This is a genomic window from Aeromonas sp. 95A (assembly GCF_051919235.1).
GTDB lineage: Bacteria > Pseudomonadota > Gammaproteobacteria > Enterobacterales > Aeromonadaceae > Aeromonas > Aeromonas veronii.
This window is the reverse complement of record NZ_JBQBFC010000001.1, coordinates 2,768,503-2,784,085: the sequence shown is the minus strand read 5'-3', so window position 1 is coordinate 2,784,085 and position 15,583 is coordinate 2,768,503. Positions and strand designations below refer to the sequence as shown.

The 15,583-nt window shown below is 61.0% G+C and carries 19 protein-coding genes; 14 read left to right on the top strand and 5 right to left on the bottom strand.

Going from position 1 to position 15,583, the window contains the following annotated elements; all coding sequences use genetic code 11:
* Nucleotides 1–111 precede the first annotated feature (111 nt).
* The 6 genes from radC (at nucleotide 112) to ACTG2U_RS12590 (ending at nucleotide 3,774) form a co-directional block, all read left to right on the top strand.
* Nucleotides 112–786 (top strand): RadC family protein, encoded by a 675-nt coding sequence (gene radC, locus ACTG2U_RS12615; RefSeq protein WP_439974554.1) that lies wholly within the window; start codon nucleotides 112–114, stop codon nucleotides 784–786.
* Between the two features lie 136 nt (nucleotides 787–922).
* On the top strand, nucleotides 923–1,159 hold the full coding sequence (gene rpmB / locus ACTG2U_RS12610) for a 50S ribosomal protein L28 (RefSeq protein WP_005307492.1): 237 nt from the start codon (nucleotides 923–925) through the stop codon (nucleotides 1,157–1,159).
* Between the two features lie 11 nt (nucleotides 1,160–1,170).
* Nucleotides 1,171–1,338, top strand: coding sequence for a 50S ribosomal protein L33 (rpmG, locus tag ACTG2U_RS12605; protein ID WP_005307500.1), 168 nt, complete (start codon nucleotides 1,171–1,173; stop codon nucleotides 1,336–1,338).
* A 93-nt stretch (nucleotides 1,339–1,431) separates the two neighbouring features.
* The gene (locus tag ACTG2U_RS12600; protein WP_439974553.1) at nucleotides 1,432–1,887 is read left to right on the top strand and encodes a hypothetical protein; all 456 of its coding nucleotides are present in this window, start codon (nucleotides 1,432–1,434) and stop codon (nucleotides 1,885–1,887) included.
* Between the two features lie 24 nt (nucleotides 1,888–1,911).
* Entirely contained in the window at nucleotides 1,912–2,724 is an 813-nt protein-coding gene (mutM, locus tag ACTG2U_RS12595; RefSeq protein ID WP_021231536.1) for a bifunctional DNA-formamidopyrimidine glycosylase/DNA-(apurinic or apyrimidinic site) lyase, read from the top strand.
* 177 nt (nucleotides 2,725–2,901) lie between these two features.
* Complete coding sequence (locus ACTG2U_RS12590) at nucleotides 2,902–3,774, top strand: VirK/YbjX family protein (RefSeq protein WP_335813306.1); 873 nt, start codon at nucleotides 2,902–2,904, stop codon at nucleotides 3,772–3,774.
* 105 nt (nucleotides 3,775–3,879) lie between these two features.
* On the opposite strand, the gene coaD is transcribed toward ACTG2U_RS12590, so the two are convergent.
* Nucleotides 3,880–4,362 carry a pantetheine-phosphate adenylyltransferase gene (gene coaD, locus ACTG2U_RS12585; protein WP_040069411.1) on the bottom strand — a complete coding sequence of 161 codons (483 nt, stop codon included), beginning with the start codon at nucleotides 4,360–4,362 and terminating at the stop codon, nucleotides 3,880–3,882.
* Between the two features lie 134 nt (nucleotides 4,363–4,496).
* Between coaD and ACTG2U_RS12580 the strand changes: the two genes are divergently transcribed.
* Complete coding sequence (locus tag ACTG2U_RS12580) at nucleotides 4,497–5,534, top strand: glycosyltransferase family 9 protein (protein ID WP_179902806.1); 1,038 nt, start codon at nucleotides 4,497–4,499, stop codon at nucleotides 5,532–5,534.
* 51 nt (nucleotides 5,535–5,585) lie between these two features.
* On the opposite strand, the gene ACTG2U_RS12575 is transcribed toward ACTG2U_RS12580, so the two are convergent.
* Nucleotides 5,586–6,362 carry a glycosyltransferase family 2 protein gene (locus ACTG2U_RS12575; RefSeq protein WP_103251801.1) on the bottom strand — a complete coding sequence of 259 codons (777 nt, stop codon included), beginning with the start codon at nucleotides 6,360–6,362 and terminating at the stop codon, nucleotides 5,586–5,588.
* 276 nt (nucleotides 6,363–6,638) lie between these two features.
* Here ACTG2U_RS12575 and waaF point away from each other — a divergent pair, with 276 nt between their 5' ends.
* The 5 genes from waaF to ACTG2U_RS12550 all read left to right on the top strand — a co-directional run bounded on the left by waaF (nucleotide 6,639) and on the right by ACTG2U_RS12550 (nucleotide 10,684).
* Complete coding sequence (gene waaF / locus ACTG2U_RS12570) at nucleotides 6,639–7,673, top strand: lipopolysaccharide heptosyltransferase II (protein ID WP_064335094.1); 1,035 nt, start codon at nucleotides 6,639–6,641, stop codon at nucleotides 7,671–7,673.
* A gap of 1 nt (nucleotide 7,674) precedes the next feature.
* The gene (gene waaA, locus ACTG2U_RS12565) at nucleotides 7,675–8,940 is read left to right on the top strand and encodes a lipid IV(A) 3-deoxy-D-manno-octulosonic acid transferase (protein WP_439974552.1); all 1,266 of its coding nucleotides are present in this window, start codon (nucleotides 7,675–7,677) and stop codon (nucleotides 8,938–8,940) included.
* A 93-nt stretch (nucleotides 8,941–9,033) separates the two neighbouring features.
* Nucleotides 9,034–10,014 (top strand): acrylyl-CoA reductase (NADPH), encoded by a 981-nt coding sequence (gene acuI, locus ACTG2U_RS12560; protein ID WP_439974551.1) that lies wholly within the window; start codon nucleotides 9,034–9,036, stop codon nucleotides 10,012–10,014.
* Nucleotides 10,015–10,088: 74 nt separating this feature from the next.
* Entirely contained in the window at nucleotides 10,089–10,214 is a 126-nt protein-coding gene (locus tag ACTG2U_RS12555; protein ID WP_005339521.1) for a hypothetical protein, read from the top strand.
* 137 nt (nucleotides 10,215–10,351) lie between these two features.
* Complete coding sequence (locus tag ACTG2U_RS12550) at nucleotides 10,352–10,684, top strand: DUF2799 domain-containing protein (RefSeq protein ID WP_042054791.1); 333 nt, start codon at nucleotides 10,352–10,354, stop codon at nucleotides 10,682–10,684.
* A gap of 20 nt (nucleotides 10,685–10,704) precedes the next feature.
* On the opposite strand, the gene ACTG2U_RS12545 is transcribed toward ACTG2U_RS12550, so the two are convergent.
* Nucleotides 10,705–10,869 carry a hypothetical protein gene (locus tag ACTG2U_RS12545; protein ID WP_005339525.1) on the bottom strand — a complete coding sequence of 55 codons (165 nt, stop codon included), beginning with the start codon at nucleotides 10,867–10,869 and terminating at the stop codon, nucleotides 10,705–10,707.
* A 112-nt stretch (nucleotides 10,870–10,981) separates the two neighbouring features.
* Complete coding sequence (locus ACTG2U_RS12540) at nucleotides 10,982–11,416, bottom strand: flagellar basal body-associated protein FliL (RefSeq protein WP_040069400.1); 435 nt, start codon at nucleotides 11,414–11,416, stop codon at nucleotides 10,982–10,984.
* 145 nt (nucleotides 11,417–11,561) lie between these two features.
* Here ACTG2U_RS12540 and ACTG2U_RS12535 point away from each other — a divergent pair, with 145 nt between their 5' ends.
* Together ACTG2U_RS12535 and ubiA are read left to right on the top strand one after the other, a co-directional pair.
* Nucleotides 11,562–12,098, top strand: a complete 537-nt coding sequence (locus ACTG2U_RS12535; RefSeq protein ID WP_005339534.1) for a chorismate--pyruvate lyase family protein — start codon at nucleotides 11,562–11,564, stop codon at nucleotides 12,096–12,098.
* A complete protein-coding gene (ubiA, locus tag ACTG2U_RS12530; RefSeq protein ID WP_005339536.1) occupies nucleotides 12,095–12,964 on the top strand; it encodes a 4-hydroxybenzoate octaprenyltransferase in 870 nt (289 codons plus the stop codon). The genes ACTG2U_RS12535 and ubiA overlap by 4 nt, the downstream gene beginning before the upstream one ends.
* Before the next feature lie 69 nt (nucleotides 12,965–13,033).
* Here the strand turns inward: ubiA and plsB are convergent, their stop codons facing one another.
* Nucleotides 13,034–15,457, bottom strand: a complete 2,424-nt coding sequence (plsB, locus tag ACTG2U_RS12525) for a glycerol-3-phosphate 1-O-acyltransferase PlsB (protein WP_019446525.1) — start codon at nucleotides 15,455–15,457, stop codon at nucleotides 13,034–13,036.
* Between the last annotated feature and the right edge of the window lie 126 nt (nucleotides 15,458–15,583).

Genomic DNA, 15,583 nt, shown 5'->3' with positions numbered 1-15,583 from the left:
CTAAGATACCACAGGCAATGGATGACGACAGGGGTTGGCATCAAGGGGTGTGGTCGGGCGCGCGCAATTTTTTTGCTATGTTTTTTCTCAACAAGGATGAGGGAGAGACAAATGAGCATCAAAGAGTGGCCGGAAGATGAACGCCCCAGAGAGAAGCTGCTGCGTCAGGGGCCCGCGGCGCTCTCCGATGCCGAGCTGCTCGCCATCTTTCTGCGCACCGGCGTCAATGGCCTGAGTGCAGTGGATCTTTCACGTAATCTATTGAATCAATTCGGCTCTTTGCGCAGCTTGCTGGGCGCGGATCAGCGTGCTTTCTGCGAGGCACATGGCCTTGGCCCGGCCAAATATGCCCAGTTGCAGGCGGTGCTGGAGATGGCCAAACGCCATCTGGCCGAGCAGCTGCAACGGGGCGATGCGCTCACCTCGCCCCAGCTGACCCGCGACTATCTGCAGGCCCAGCTACGGGATCGGCCGCGCGAGGTGTTTGCCCTGCTGTTGCTCGATAATCAGCACAGAGTCATTCAATTTGTTGAGCTTTTTTTCGGCACAATCGATTCGGCAAGTGTCTGGCCAAGAGAAATCGTGCAGATCGCGCTCAAACATAATGCAGCCGCGGTGATTCTGGCGCATAATCACCCGTCCGGCGTCGCCGAGCCCAGCAGGGCCGACCGCCAGATCACGGATCGGATCACGGCCGCTTTGGCCCTGATCGATATCAGAGTGCTGGATCACTTGGTGATCGGTGATGGCATCACGGTTTCTTTTGCCGAGCGCGGTTGGCTATAACTGTGCTCTGGCACCGTATTAGTTGATCTTTGATCACGGATGCTGTATAAAATGCCGCCTTCTGTTTGCCCCGCAATCGAAGGCCAGCGGGGCAGATATTTGCTCGAGCAATGAAGTAAGATTTGGAGAGACTGACATGTCTAGAGTATGCCAAGTAACCGGCAAGCGCCCGGCAGTTGGTAACAACCGTTCGCACGCTAACAACGCCACCAAGCGTCGTTTCCTGCCGAACCTGCACACTCACCGTTTCTGGGTTGAGAGTGAAAAACGCTTCGTAAGCCTGCGCGTATCCGCAAAAGGCATGCGTATCATCGACAAGCGTGGCGTTGAAGTGGTTCTGGCTGAACTGCGCGCCAGCGGTGTTAAGGTATAAGGAATTAGATCATGGCTAAAGGTATTCGCGAGAAAATTCGCCTGAACTCCAGCGCCGGTACTGGTCACTTCTATACCACTACCAAAAACAAGCGCACCATGCCCGAAAAAATGGAGATCAAAAAGTTTGATCCCGTTGTTCGTCAGCATGTGATCTACAAGGAAGGCAAAATCAAGTAATTACTTGATGCTGCATTCCCAAAAACCCGGCTTCGTGCCGGGTTTTTTTATGCGCCGAATTCAGTACACTGCCGGTTCAAAGGGAGGCTTGCCATGTTCAAATTGAGCCGCAAAGGCTGGAATAACGTGATCATCGTGGTGGTGCTGATCGTGATCACCCTGTTGCATCGTATGGAGACTGCCCAGCAGGAGAACAGTGCCAAGCGTGCTCGCCCCTTGCTGCCGGATGCTGCCGTGGTGCTCACCTGGCAGGGGCCGAGCTGGCAGATTGAGCGGATTGGTCAGGGCTGGCGCAGCATGCCGGATCTGGGGCTCGACACGGCTCAGCTGGATGCCCGTCTGGCGCGCTGGCAGAGCTGGTTGCTGCCCCCCGGCGAGGTGGTGCGCGGTACCCCGGTGGCCATCAAGGTGTGGATTGCCGGCCAGAGCGATCCGGTCGAGATCGGCCTCTATCAGAACAGCGGCCAATATGGCGCTCAGTTGCCCTCCGGTCTCTGGCTCGCCCTCACTGCCGAGCAGTATCGCGATCTGCTGCGTCCTGCCCCCTGAGTTCCTTTTCCTTGCGAGGTGCCCATGCCTGAATTGCCAGAAGTTGAAGTCAGCCGTCAGGGGATCTCCCCCTGGCTCACCGGTATCAAGGTGACGCGTGTAGTGGTGCGGGATGGCCGCCTGCGCTGGCCGATCCCCGGTGAGATTCAGGAGCTGGTGGACCTCACCATCCATCGGGTGCGTCGCCGTGCCAAATACCTGCTGCTGGAGACCGATTTCGGCACCGCCATCCTTCATCTGGGGATGTCCGGCAGCCTGCGTGTACTGGATATCGGCACCCCGGCCGAGAAGCACGACCACGTGGATATCGAGCTGGAGAATGGCAAGCTGCTGCGGCTCAACGATCCGCGCCGTTTCGGCGCCCTGCTCTGGACTCGCGAACCGGCCGAAGCCCATGCGCTGCTCGCCAAGCTGGGGCCCGAGCCGCTCACCGATGCCTTCAGTGCTGATTACCTGCGTGAGCGCGCCAAGGGACGCAGCACCGCCATCAAACAGTTCCTGATGGACAATCAGGTGGTGGTCGGGGTGGGCAACATCTACGCCAACGAGGCGCTCTATGCTGCCGGCATTCACCCCAAACGGGCGGCGGGCAATATCAGTGCCGAGCGGCTGGGAACCCTGGTGGCCGAGATCAAGCGGGTGTTGGCCGAGGCGATTCGCCAGGGCGGCACTACTCTGAAGGATTTCACCAGCGCCGATGGCAAGCCGGGCTATTTCGTGCAGCAGTTGCAGGTTTATGGCCGTGGCGGTCAGCCCTGTTTCCACTGTCACACCCTGCTGACCGAGACAAGAATGGGCCAGCGCACCACGGTTTTTTGCAGTCATTGCCAGCGCTGAGCGCACTTTTTGCCCCGATCCGGGGGAAGTTGTAACAGCGTATTTCCACTCTGTTGAAGATTTGCACAGCTGTCACTAGTATCCCGACCGTTCAGGCGGTTTGAGAATATAAAAATGACAGTTAAATCAATAGACTGGGAATATTTATCCCGGCAGGAGCGCTATTGCGCAAAATCCATGGCCCGCTTCCTCTACCCCGAGGGATGTGACCGGAAAACCTTCAATCGCGGCAAGTTCGTGCTGCGCAGCCTGCTCTATCGCAAGTCGCTGAGCCGGGTCTTCAGCCTGTTTCAGTGCGACTCGCTCAAGGCACTGCCAGCGGTCTATCCCGAGCTGCTCGACAAGCCGATGCGCCCCTATCGCTTCGCCTGTGCCAGCGCCCGTGAGCGGGCCGAGATGCTGGAAAATCACTATCGGTTGCTGCTGGAGTGCTACCCGCAGCTGATCGACCCCCTCTATCTGGGCGAGGGGATCGAACTTGGACACTATCCCCAGAGCGGCTGCCGCATTCTGCTGCGCCACGATGGCACCTTCCGCCGCGAGGCCGAGCTGGCGCTCTCCATCGTCAACGGCGAGGGACAGCGCCTCTACAGCTGCGCCTTTTCGCTGGCGGGCAGCGTGGATCGTTTGATTCTGATGATCGGCTCCATGCAGGGGCCGGAGCCTGCGGTCGACAATGCCCAGGATCGGGTGCGCGAGCTGACCAAAGAGGGACACGGCCTGCGGCCCAAATCCCTGCTGGTGCAGCTGGTGCTGCAACTGGCGCAGGCCATGGGGGCGGCAGAGGTGCTGGCGGTGCGCAAGCGGGCCCACGTGTTTCAGGCCAAGCGCTACAGCAGCAAGCAGAAAGCCAACCTACAGGCCGATTATGACGAGTTGTGGCAGGAGTTCGACGCCCGGGATGTGGATGCTAACTTCGTTGCTCTGCAAGCCCAGCCGCGCAAGCCGCTGGAGGAGATCGCCTCCAGGAAGCGGGCCATGTATCGGCGCCGCTACGAGTGGCTCGATCAGCTGGTACAGGAGATGAATGAGCGGTTTGCCCGTCAGTAACCGGCAAGCAGGCTGACCTCTCCATGCGAGAGAGATACAACAAGGGCTACCCACGGGTAGCCCTTGTTCGTAGTTGCCATCGGGAATGGCCAGTGTGGAAGGGGATCACCCTTTCTGTTTGGCTGCGATGGCCTGGGCCACCACGGGATCGACAAACTGACGAATGTCGCCACCGTGCAGCGCCACCTCTTTCACCAGAGTGGAGGAGATAAAGGAGTTCTCCTCGGCCGGGGTGAGGAAGACGCTTTCCAGCTCAGGCATCAGGCGGCGGTTCATGTTGGCCAGCTGAAACTCGTACTCGAAGTCGGAGACGGCGCGCAGGCCGCGGATCAGCACGTTGGCCTGATGCTCTTTGGCAAAATCGACCAGCAGACCGGAGAAGCCCACCACCTTGACGTTGGGAAGCGTGCTGGTCACTTGCTGGACAAGCTGGACACGTTCTGCCAGATCGAACAGCGGGCGCTTGCTCGGGCTGTTGGCGACCCCGACCACCACCTCGTCAAACAGCTTGGCGGCCCGGCCGATCAGATCGGCGTGGCCATTGGTAACGGGATCAAAAGTCCCGGGATAAATTACCCTGGTAGTCATCTTAGCGGTCCTGCAACCTGGAAATTTGGTCGCATTATAAGGTCGTCGCTTGAGAATAGCAGTGCATCAGGCAAGAATACGCCATCGCGCATCAAGCCTCCTTGCATTGGTGACAGGGAGCAAAGGGATTTTTTATGAAACGTATTCTGGTCGTTCGCAATGACAAGATTGGTGACTTCATGCTGGCGTGGCCTAGCTTCGCCATGCTCAAAGGCTCCATGGAGTGTCATGTGACTGCCCTGGTTCCGGCCTACACGGCGCCGCTGGCCCGGCTCTGCCCCTGGATTGACGAGGTGATCATCGATCCGGGCGTACGGGCCGACAAGGAGCAACAGCGAGCGCTGCTGGCGCGGATCAAGGCGGCGGCGTTCGACGCGTCCATCTGCCTCTTCTCCAACTCCCGCAACGCCATGCTGGTGTGGAAGGCGCACATCCCTTACCGGCTGGCCCCGGCGACCAAGCTGGCGCAGGTGCTCTACAACCAGCGACTGGTGCAGCGTCGCTCCCGCTCCCAGAAACCGGAGTCCGAGTACAACCTGGAGCTGATCCGCCGCTTCCTGGCCGATCAGCAGGTGGCCGTGGTGGAGCCCAAGACCCCCTTCCTGCAGTTCGATGACGAGACCCTGCTACAGGTGCGCGAACAGCTGGCGGCCAAGCTCAAGCTCGATGCCAGCCGCCCCTGGTTGATGGTGCATGCCGGTAGCGGTGGGTCTGCCAACAACCTCTCCATCGAGCAGTACGCCCGCATCATCATCAAGCTCAATCAGGCCTGCCCCGAGCTGCAGTGCGTGCTGACCGCAGGCCCAGGCGAGGAGAAGATGGCCGAACAGCTGGCGGCCGAGCTGCTCGCCCACGGCGGCAACGGCTGGATCTACCGCTCCAGCGATGGTCTGCCGATGTTCTGTCAGGTGTTGGCCAACGCCGCCCTGTTCGTGGCAGGCAGTACTGGCCCGCTCCATATCGCCGGCGCGCTCGATGTGCCGACCATCGGCTTCTTCCCGATGCGCCGCTCCGCGACTCCGCTGCGCTGGAAGCCCCTCAACAGCGAAGGGCGTCACCTCGCCTTCAGCCCGCCGGAGGATAGCGACCACCCGGAGGATATGAGTCAGCTCGATCCCAAGACCATGGTGCCGGTGATGGCCCGCTGGGCGGCGCCTTTCTGGCGCAAATAACGTATGCAGCAATGCAAAAAGGGCCCCGCGGGGCCCTGTTTCGTATGACGGTTATTCCGGCTGCTGCGGTTGCTGGCGCACCCAGAGGTCGGCGTATTTGACGAAGGTGGAGTGGGCGGAGAGGATCGCCAGCAGCAGCCCCTGCTTGCCATCGAGGAAGCCCGCTTTGAGCAGGTACATCTTGAGGAAGCAGCCAACAGCATGGATCAGCCCCTGACTGAGGGAGCCCTTCTTGCCGCGGGCGGTGCGCTGATCGGCCCAGGCACGGGCATAACCGGCGGATTTCACCAGATAGTGCTCCAGATCCCGATAGGTGAAGTGGAGCAGGTCACCATGAATATTGACGATCTTCATGTTGGCCCGCACTTCCACCTTCTCGTGCACCAGCGCCTCGTTGTAGCTGGTGAGTGCCTTGGGATAGAGGCGCAGCACCCGATCCGGATACCAGCCGCTGTGGCGGATAAAGCGGCCAAACACCCAGGAGAGGCGCGGGATCGAGTAGATGGTATCGCTGGCCGGATTGGCCATCACCTCGGTGATGGCGGTTTTCAGCTCGGGGGTGAGCCGCTCGTCGGCATCCAGCCACAGCACCCAGTCGGATTGCACGTGGGACTGGGCCAGTCGGCGCTGTTTGCCAAAGCCGGGCCACTTGGCGTTGACGAAGAAGCGGGCGCCAAATTCGGCGGCGATGGCCGGGGTCTCGTCCTGACTGCCTGAGTCCAGAATGACGATCTCGTCCACCAGTCCGTCGAGGGAGGCGAGGCACTTGCGCAGGTTGTCGGCTTCATTCTTGACGATCAGAACGGCAGCCAGAGTCGGTTTTTTCACGAATGTGGGCTCACGGTTATTGCCCGGCTGGCGGGTCGAATGCGTATTGATGGGCCATTCTAACGGAAAAACGGGCCAAAGAGAGAGCCGCCATTGCCCGTTTCTATCAGCTGTTTGCCTGTCTCGTCTCGTCCGGTTGGAAGAGGGCCACTGTTGGAAAAATGAGGTGGCAGCAGCGTTTGGCAAGGATCTTCTGTTATTTATCCAGTCATTCTTGGGGCATAATCTCGCCCAGTGATGATTAACGGCCGGGCCAGTCCCGAGAGAAGACGCGTGATGAAAATATTGGTGATCGGCCCCTCCTGGGTCGGCGATATGGTGATGTCCCAGAGTCTCTACAAGGCGATCAAGGCCAACCATCCGGAGTGCGAACTGCACGTGATGGCCCCCGCCTGGTGCTGCGCCCTGCTGGAGCGGATGCCGGAGGTGGACAAGGCGATCACCATGCCCCTTGGCCACGGTGACTTCAAGCTGGTGGCACGCCGCCGCCTCGGCAAGCAGCTGGCCGCCGAAAAATACGATCAGGCCATCGTCCAGCCCAACTCCATGAAGTCGGCGCTGATCCCCTGGTTTGCTCGCATTCCGGTGCGTACCGGCTGGAAGGGCGAGAGCCGCTACGGCCTGCTCAACGACCTGCGCAGCAACAAGTCCGCCTTCCCGCTGATGGTGGAGGGCTATCTGGCGCTCGCTTATCCCAAGGAGCAGATGAAGAGCCGGGCCGATATTCCGACCATTCCGCATCCGGCGCTCCATGTCGATCTGATAAACCAGAGCAAGGCGCTGGAGCGGCTGGGACTGGATCGCGCCCGTCCGGTGCTGGTGCTCTGCCCCGGTGCCGAGTTCGGCCCGGCCAAGCGCTGGCCGGAAGGGCACTACGCCGTGGTGGCCCAACAGCATCTGGACGAGGGGTGGCAGGTGTGGATCTTCGGCTCCAACAAGGATGTGCCGGTGGCCAATACCATCCGGGATCGGGTCAACCTGCTGACTCGCCCCAACTGCCACGTGCTGGCGGGCAAGACCAGCCTGCACGAGGCGATCGATCTGATGGCGCTGGCCAGCCGGGTCATCTCCAACGACTCCGGCCTGATGCACATCGCCGCCGCCCTCAACCGGCCGCTGGTGGGCGTCTATGGCTCCACTTCGCCGCTCTACACCCCGCCGCTGGCAGATCGGGTCGAGATCGTTCACACCGACATCGAGTGCCGCCCCTGCTTCAAGCGCACCTGCAAGTTCGGCCATCTCAAGTGCCTGATCGACCTGGCGCCGGAGCAGGTGGTCGATGCCTGCAAGAAGCTGGAGCAGAGTCAGTAAGATGCCCTACCGTCTGCTCTACAACCTGCTGATCCATCTGGGATTGCCGCTGGCACTGCTGGCCCTCTACAAGCCGAAGAAAGGCAAGCCCGGCTTTGGCAAGCGCTGGGCCGAGCATCTCGGACGGCTGCCCGCCACCGGACAGGAGGCGCCGCTCTGGATCCATGCGGTGAGCGTGGGGGAGACGCTGGCCATCACGCCGCTCATTCGTGCCCTCAAGGCGGAGCGGCCCGATCTGCCGATCCTGCTCACCACCACCACCCGCACCGGCGCCGATCAGGCTGCCAGGCTGGGGGATCTGGTGATCCATCGCTACGCGCCGCTCGACTACCCCTGGGCCATTGCCGCCTTTCTCGACACCTTCAAGCCGCGCGCGCTCTGGGTGATGGAGACCGAGCTGTGGCCGAACTGGCTGGCCGCCTGCGAGGCGCGCCACCTGCCGGTGACCATCATCAACGCCCGCCTCTCCGAGCGTTCCTGCCAGCGTTATGCCCGCTTCCACGGCGCCTTCGATGCCCTGAGCCGGCCGCTGACCCATCTGCTCTGTCAGCATCAGGATGACGCCGACCGCTTCGCCCGCCTCGGCATCGATCGTTCGCGGCTGGCGGTGACCGGCTCCATCAAGTTCGACATCCAGTTTGGTGACGAGGTGCAGGCCAAAGGGCGCGCCCTGCGCCAGCAGCTCGGCGCCGAGCGGCCGGTCTGGATCGCCGCCAGCACCCATCAAGGTGAGGACGAGCAGGTGCTGGCCGCTTTCGATCTGCTGCTCAAACGCCATCCCGATGCGCTGCTCATTCTGGTGCCGCGTCACCCCGAGCGGTTCGACCGGGTGGCCGAGCAGTGTGCCCCTTACGGCTGCGTGCGGCGCACTGATGGTGCTGCGGTGAGTGCGGAGGATAAGGTCTACCTCGGCGATACCATGGGCGAGCTGCCGCTGATGCTGGCGGCGGCCGATGTGGCCTTCGTTGGCGGCAGTCTGGTGAAGATCGGCGGTCATAATCTGCTGGAGCCGGCAGCCCTCGGCAAGCCCTGCCTGACGGGTCCCGCTTACTTCAACTTCAGCGATATCACTCGCCAGCTGGTGGCTCAGGGGGGCGCCGCCATCGTGGCCGATGCCGCCGAGCTGGGCGAGCAGGTGAGCCAGCTGTTTGCCGACGAGAGCACCCGCCGCGAGATGGGCGAGCAGGCCCGCGCCGTGGTGCTGCGCAATCAGGGAGCGCTGGCGCGTACTCTCTCGCACTGCCTCACCGCGCTGGAGAACGACTGAACCCATGATGAGCACCGCGCTGGCTCTCGATTTTCAACTGCAAAAGCGTCAAAGCAGCTGATCCCCGTTTCACACGTCATCAAAGAGGCAACCATGTTCAAGGCTCTGTTACTGGAAAACCAAGACGGCAAGACTGTTCCGACACTGACTCGGCTGACCGAGAGCCAGTTGCCGGAAGGTGAAGTGCGGGTGGCGGTCGCTTACAGCTCGATCAACTACAAGGATGGGTTGGCCATCACCGGCAAGGGCAAGATTGTGCGTCAGTGGCCGCTGGTGCCCGGTATCGACTTCGCCGGTACCGTGCTCGAGTCTGCCGACAGCCGCTATCAGCCCGGCGACAAGGTGGTGCTGACCGGTTGGGGCGTGGGCGAAGGGCACTGGGGCGGCATGGCCGAACAGGCGCGGGTCAAGGGGGACTGGCTGGTGCCGTTGCCCGCCGGGCTGGATGAGCGCCAGGCCATGTGCATCGGTACCGCCGGTCTCACCGCCATGCTCTGCGTGCTGGCGCTGGAAGAGGCGGGTATTACTCCCGCAAGTGGCGAGGTGCTGGTCACCGGTGCGGCAGGCGGCGTGGGGGCCACCTCGGTTGCCCTGCTGGCAGCCCTTGGCTATCAGGTGGCTGCGCTGACCGGTCGTCCGGAAGAGCAGGGCGCCATGCTCACTGCGTTGGGTGCCAGCCGCATCGTGCCGCGCAGCGAGCTGCTGGCGCCTGCCAAACCGCTGGAGAAGCAGCTGTGGGCCGGTGCCATCGATACCGTCGGCAGTCAGGTGCTGGCCAAGCTGCTGGCTCAGATGAGCTATGGCGGCGCCGTGGCGGCCTGCGGGCTGGCGGGTGGCTTCGATCTGCCGACCAGTGTGATGCCCTTCATCCTGCGCAATGTGCGACTGCAGGGGGTCGATTCGGTGATGTGCCCGTTTGAACGTCGTCAACTGGCATGGCAGCGACTGGCACGGGATCTTCCCGCCAGCTTCTTTGAACAGGCGGTTACCGAAATTGGGCTGGAGCAGGTAGTGGAGGCCGCCGAGGCCATTACGCAAGGCCAGATCGCCGGCCGGACTCTGGTCAAACTTTGAACTCCCCTTGACTGGCGAGCCCGATAATTCCGGATAAAATTGGAGTGCGGGTGAACTATCCAAGGAGAGTGAAGATGGGTGGACACAAGCCAGATTACGACTCCTCTGATGATGATTGGGAGCCGGACTCCTGGGAAGAAGAGCTGGATCAGTGGGAAGATGAAAGCTGGCAGGATGATGACACTTTCGATGACCAGTGAACCACGGCATTGAACGAACAGGCGGGCTTTGGGCCCGCCTGATTTTTTTGCCGCGCTCACATGGCTGAGTGTTCGTCCTTGGTCAGGGGCGGGCCGCTGGGTAGAATGAACTGCCCAAATGACGCTCAAGGATGACTATGCGACTCTCCATCATATTGTTGGCTGCCCTGCTGGGTGGCTGTGTCTCCAACGATGATCCCTGCGAGAAGGTGTGGAGTGAGGTGGGGGAGGCGGATGGCAAGCTGGGCTTCACCACCGAGCGGATCGAGTTCCATCAGGGCCAGTGTGGCAAGAAGGTGGATCCCGAACTGTGGAAGCAGGGACATCAGAAGGGATTGGCATGGTATTGCCGCCCCGAGCACCTCTATCTGGCTGGCCGCTCAGGCGAGGAGTATCGCGGTGTCTGCCCGAATGATACCCAGGCACGCAGATTGTTCGAACAGGGGCGTCAGGGGTGGACCGATCAATAACGCCCTGACAGGGAGGGGCGTTACTCCTCTTTCAAACGCAGCGGCTGGCAGAGGTAACCCTTGTCATTGGCACTGCGGGCACATTTGCTGCAGACAAACTTGGGTTTGCGGACTATCTTGCGCAGCGCCTTGAGATCGGTGGGGATCTCGTGACGGCGCCATTCACACAGGGTTTTGCTGCCCATAACGACTACCTCTACGACTTGACGGCCGTATTGTAATCGATTTTCATTTCGAATAAACCGGCAAAGCTCGCTTATTGGCCGATATGCCAATAAGCGATTGTTTCGGGAGGGATTATTGGTAGAGGAACTTGGTGAAGATAAGCTCGCGCACCGCTTTCTTGCCGGTCTCTTTCACCAGCAGTTCGTTGACGGTTGTCTCGCACTCCTTGCGCAGCTCTTCTCTGTTGGTCAGGGACTTCACTTGATCGGCATTTTTGCTGCCAATCAGACGGATGATGGCATCGCGGATCAGCGGGTCATGCTGCTCCAGCAGTTTGAGGTCGGCTTCGTTTTCCGCCATCAGCTCTACCGTGACCCGGATATAACCGAGGGTTTTGCTATCACTCAGGTAGTTGGTGATGATGTCGGGATCGAGCGCGTGGTAGGAGAAACCGGGCTTGGCAGCCCCCTCCGTGCCCTCGGCGGGCGGCTCATCTTCAGCCAGAGCTTGCTGCTGCAGGGCGCCACAGCTCAGTAACAACACCAGCAGAATTTTGAATATCTTCATATAGATGGCTCATCAGCAAGATATAACCCATTTTTGATGTTGCCATCGGGGCCGTCAAGCACGGATGTTCTTACATTTCGCTATTGATTTACGGATAATAAACCGGATTTTAACCTGAACACGGAAATCTCTGGATGGTGAAGCTGTGAAGTCCGAGTTGACTGTTCCCCTCACGCCGTTAAGCGGGTGGCTGGCCCCCGAATGTTGCGAATTGCCCGCCAGCTTGCGCCCCTGGCTGCTGGAGCCCGGCTCCATGACCCGGCGGCTGCGTCAGCATAATCGCCATTTTTCGGTGGAGTGGCTGGGCAATCACCCGGTCGCCCTTACTGCCGATGAGCAGTGGCTGGTGGATTCGGCCTCGCCGGCCGGTACCTGCCGCGAGGTGATCCTGCACGGGGATCGTGGGCCCGCCGTGCTGGGCTGGACCCTGTTTGCCGATGACGCACTGCAAGGGAGCGGCATTGCCGAGCTTGGCGAGCAGCCGCTGGGTGAGCGGGTATTTGGCCATGAGCCTGCCCGCCGCGATCATCTGCAACTGGCCCGTTTCGATATTGCCGCCAATCCCCGTTGCCCGGCCGCCACTGTCTGGGGGCGTCGTTCCCGTCTGTTTCTGGGGCAGTGGCCACTGCTGGTGCACGAGCTGTTTCTGCCCTCTCTCGTCTGTGACAAGGAGCTGGAGTGAATCTGTTAACCAAGGAGCGGGGACTTGCCTACATGCAGTTGGCCCGCGTCGACAAACCCATAGGCACTCTGCTGCTGCTGTGGCCAACCCTGTGGGCGCTCTGGCTGGCCGCTGGTGGCCTGCCCAATCTCTGGGTGCTGACCGTGTTTGTGGTCGGGGTCTTTCTGATGCGCTCGGCAGGGTGCGTGATCAACGATTATGCGGATCGCAACTTCGATGGCCACGTCAAACGCACCGCTGGTCGCCCCTTGCCTACGGGTAGGGTCAAGCCGTGGGAGGTGTTGGCGCTCTTCTTCGTGCTGGCGCTTATCTCGTTTGGTCTGGTGCTGACCATGAATCCGCTCACCATCGGCCTGTCGTTTGTCGCCCTGCTGCTGGCGGTGAGTTACCCCTTCATGAAGCGCTTTATCTCGAATCCCCAGCTGGTGCTCGGGATGGCCTTCTCCTGGTCGATCCCGATGGCCTATGCGGCGCAGGCGGATGCCCTGCCGCTGGTGGCCTGGCTGCTCTTCTTTGCCAACCTGCTCTGGACCGTGGCTTACGACACCCAGTACGCCATGGTGGATCGGGATGACGACCTCAAGATCGGCCTCAAATCCAGCGCCATCCTGTTTGGTCGTTACGACAAGCGGATCATCGGCGCACTGCAACTATCGACGCTGCTGCTGTTGCTGGCGGTCGGGCAACTGATGACGCTGGGGGGCTGGTATTACTGGGGATTGCTGGGAGCGGCGGTGCTGTTTGTCTATCAGCAGCGGCTCATTCGTGAGCGGCAGCGGGAAGCCTGCTTCCAGGCGTTTCTCAACAACAACTATGTGGGGGCGCTGGTGTTTGCCGGTCTGGTGCTCGATTACCTGCTGGCGTGACATGTTCCCGTGCAGACTCCGATAAAAAAGAAGGCCGCATCATGCGGCCTTCTTTGTTTGCGTTGCAGATTAGAGCTGATTGCCTGCCTGAATGGTGCGGCGGATCTTGTTGCTCAGCAGCGGTACTATGTTGTCGGCCAGCGCCTGGAAGCGGCCGAGATCCGGCTTGCACTCGGGAGAGAGGTAACCCTCCTTGCGCAGCGTATGGATCAGGGTGCTGAACAGCTTCTGGTCGAAGAACTCGGGGGCGTTGATGCCGTGCAGGGTGCCGAGGCGCTCTGCCATCATCAGGCCGTCCGCTTCCAGTTGCTCTGCTTCGATATGAGGCTGGGCCAGCACCCGGGTCAGCACGATGGCGTAGCGTTGCAGGGTCTCCTGAATGCTCTCCGCCAGCAGCAGCAGGCGCATCTGGTTGGCCGGATTGACCCAGTAGCCGTCATCGCGGGTCTCGATCAGCTGCTGGGTTTGCAGGGCGTCGAGCAAGCTGTCGACCAGCGCCGGCAGCTCCTCCTCTTCATAACGCAGGAACAGCTCGGTCTTGAGCAGCGGATAGATGTCGATGCAGCGGGCCATGATCTCGCTGCGGGAGATCCCCTCGCACCGTTCGATCAGTGCCGCCACCAGAGAGGGCATGGCGAACAGGTGGAGGATGTTGTTGCGGTAGTAGGTCAGCAGGATCGCCTGATAGCGGTCCAGACTGATGATCTGCCCCAGTTTGTCCTCGCTCACCTCGAACTTGTTGAGCTCCATCGCCTGATCCAGCAAGGTCTTGGCATCCTCATCCGGAATGGTGCTCTGCGGGCTGTAGGGCACCGCTTTGAGCAGATCCAGATAGGTGTTGAGCTGGGCCTGCAATTCGTCGCGGGTCAGGGCGTGGCGCTCGGCCGCCAGCAGCGCCAGCGCGCTCAGGGTCAGGCCGTTGACCGCGGCAGCGCCGTTGATGCGGGTCATCAGCAGTTCGGCCAGATTGTTGACGGTGCCCGCCATCCACTCCGGACGCTCCTCTTCCCCGATGTGCTTTTTCCAGTCGGGGATGTGTTCGCTCAGGTAGCTGTTGAGGGTCAGCGGTTCGCCGAAGTTGACGAAACCACGGCCGTAGTTGCGCAGCTTGCGCAAGATGCCGAGCACCTGCAGGAAGCTCTCTTTCTCCTTGCGGCTACCCTTGAGCTCGTTGTGGTAGGTGTTCACCTCCATCACGTGCTCGTAACCCAGATAGACCGGCACCAGAGTGACCGGCCTGTCCAGCCCGCGCATCATTGCCTGCAGGGTCATCGCCAGCATGCCGGTCTTGGGCGGTAGCAGACGGCCGGTACGGGAGCGACCACCTTCGGTGAAGAATTCTACCGAGTAACCCTTGGCAAACAGCAGGTTGAGGTATTCCCGGAATACCGTGCTGTAGAGCGGGTTGCCCTTGAAGGTGCGGCGAATGAAGAAGGCGCCGCCGTGGCGGAAAATCGGGCCCGCCGGCCAGAAGTTGAGGTTGATGCCTGCCGCGATATGGGGTGGCACCATCCCCTGGTGGTAGATGACGTAGGAGAGCAGCAGGTAGTCCATGTGGCTGCGGTGGCAGGGGACGTAGACGATCTCGTGCCCTTCCTGCGCCAGCTGGCGTACCTTCTCGGCGCCATTGACCGACAAACCGCGGTAGAGTTTGTTCCACAGCCAGCCGAGGAAGCTCTCGCCCAGGCGGATCAGCCGGTAAGAGAAGTTGGAGGCGATCTCGTCCATGTAGCCATGGGCACGCTTTTGCGCCTTCTCGAGGCTGATCCCTTCGCGCTGGGCCTCCTCTTCAATCGCCTGCTGGATCACCGCGGAGTCGAGCAACTGCTTGAACAGCAGGTTGCGGTTCGGCAGTTTCGGGCCGGTGGCGGCCAGCTGCTGGCGGCTGAAGTGGGTACGGGCCACTCGTGCCAGCTTGTGGGCGATCGCCTCGTCGGTGCCGTGCTTGTCGGCCATGTAGCGCAGGGAGAGCGGCGGCGAGAAGCGCACCAGATTTTCGCGACCCTTGAGGATCACGATAAGCGCCTTCTTCAGCCGATTCGGCGCCAGGCTACTGATGATGTTGAGGCCGGAGGCTTCTTCCCCTTCCCGACCCGGAGCGCGGCCCCAGAACAAGGTGACGGGCACCACCTGGATATCCAGCTCGGGATCCTGCTTGTGCAGATCCAACAGCTGGTGGAACTCCTGCAGGAAGGGGAGCGGTTTGCTGCGTTTGCCAAACAGGGGAGGCGGACGATCCAGACAGACATAGCGCGGCAGCAGCTGGCCGTTCAGTTCCAGCGGCGTGAAGGGACCGGGCAGACCGAGATCCTCGCAGCACTGCTGCAGGGTCATCAGGTCGGTGATCGAACTGGTTTTCAGGGCATAGACGATGGGTCTGGCCGGATCCAGATTGAGTTCTGTGATGGGATTTTCCGGCAGGCTCTTGTGATTGACCAAGCCGCTGACCGGCCATTGCAAGATGGCTCTGGAAATCTTCTGTCCTAGGGACATGTGCGTCTGCTCTCCAAAAAAATGCGGCGTGAGCATAGCAAATCGACAGCCCCTTGTCGCCGAGAGGTACGATGAGTCGGCTGCGCAGGATCAAAACAGCAGTAAATGAGGGGTTGGTTGCGACAA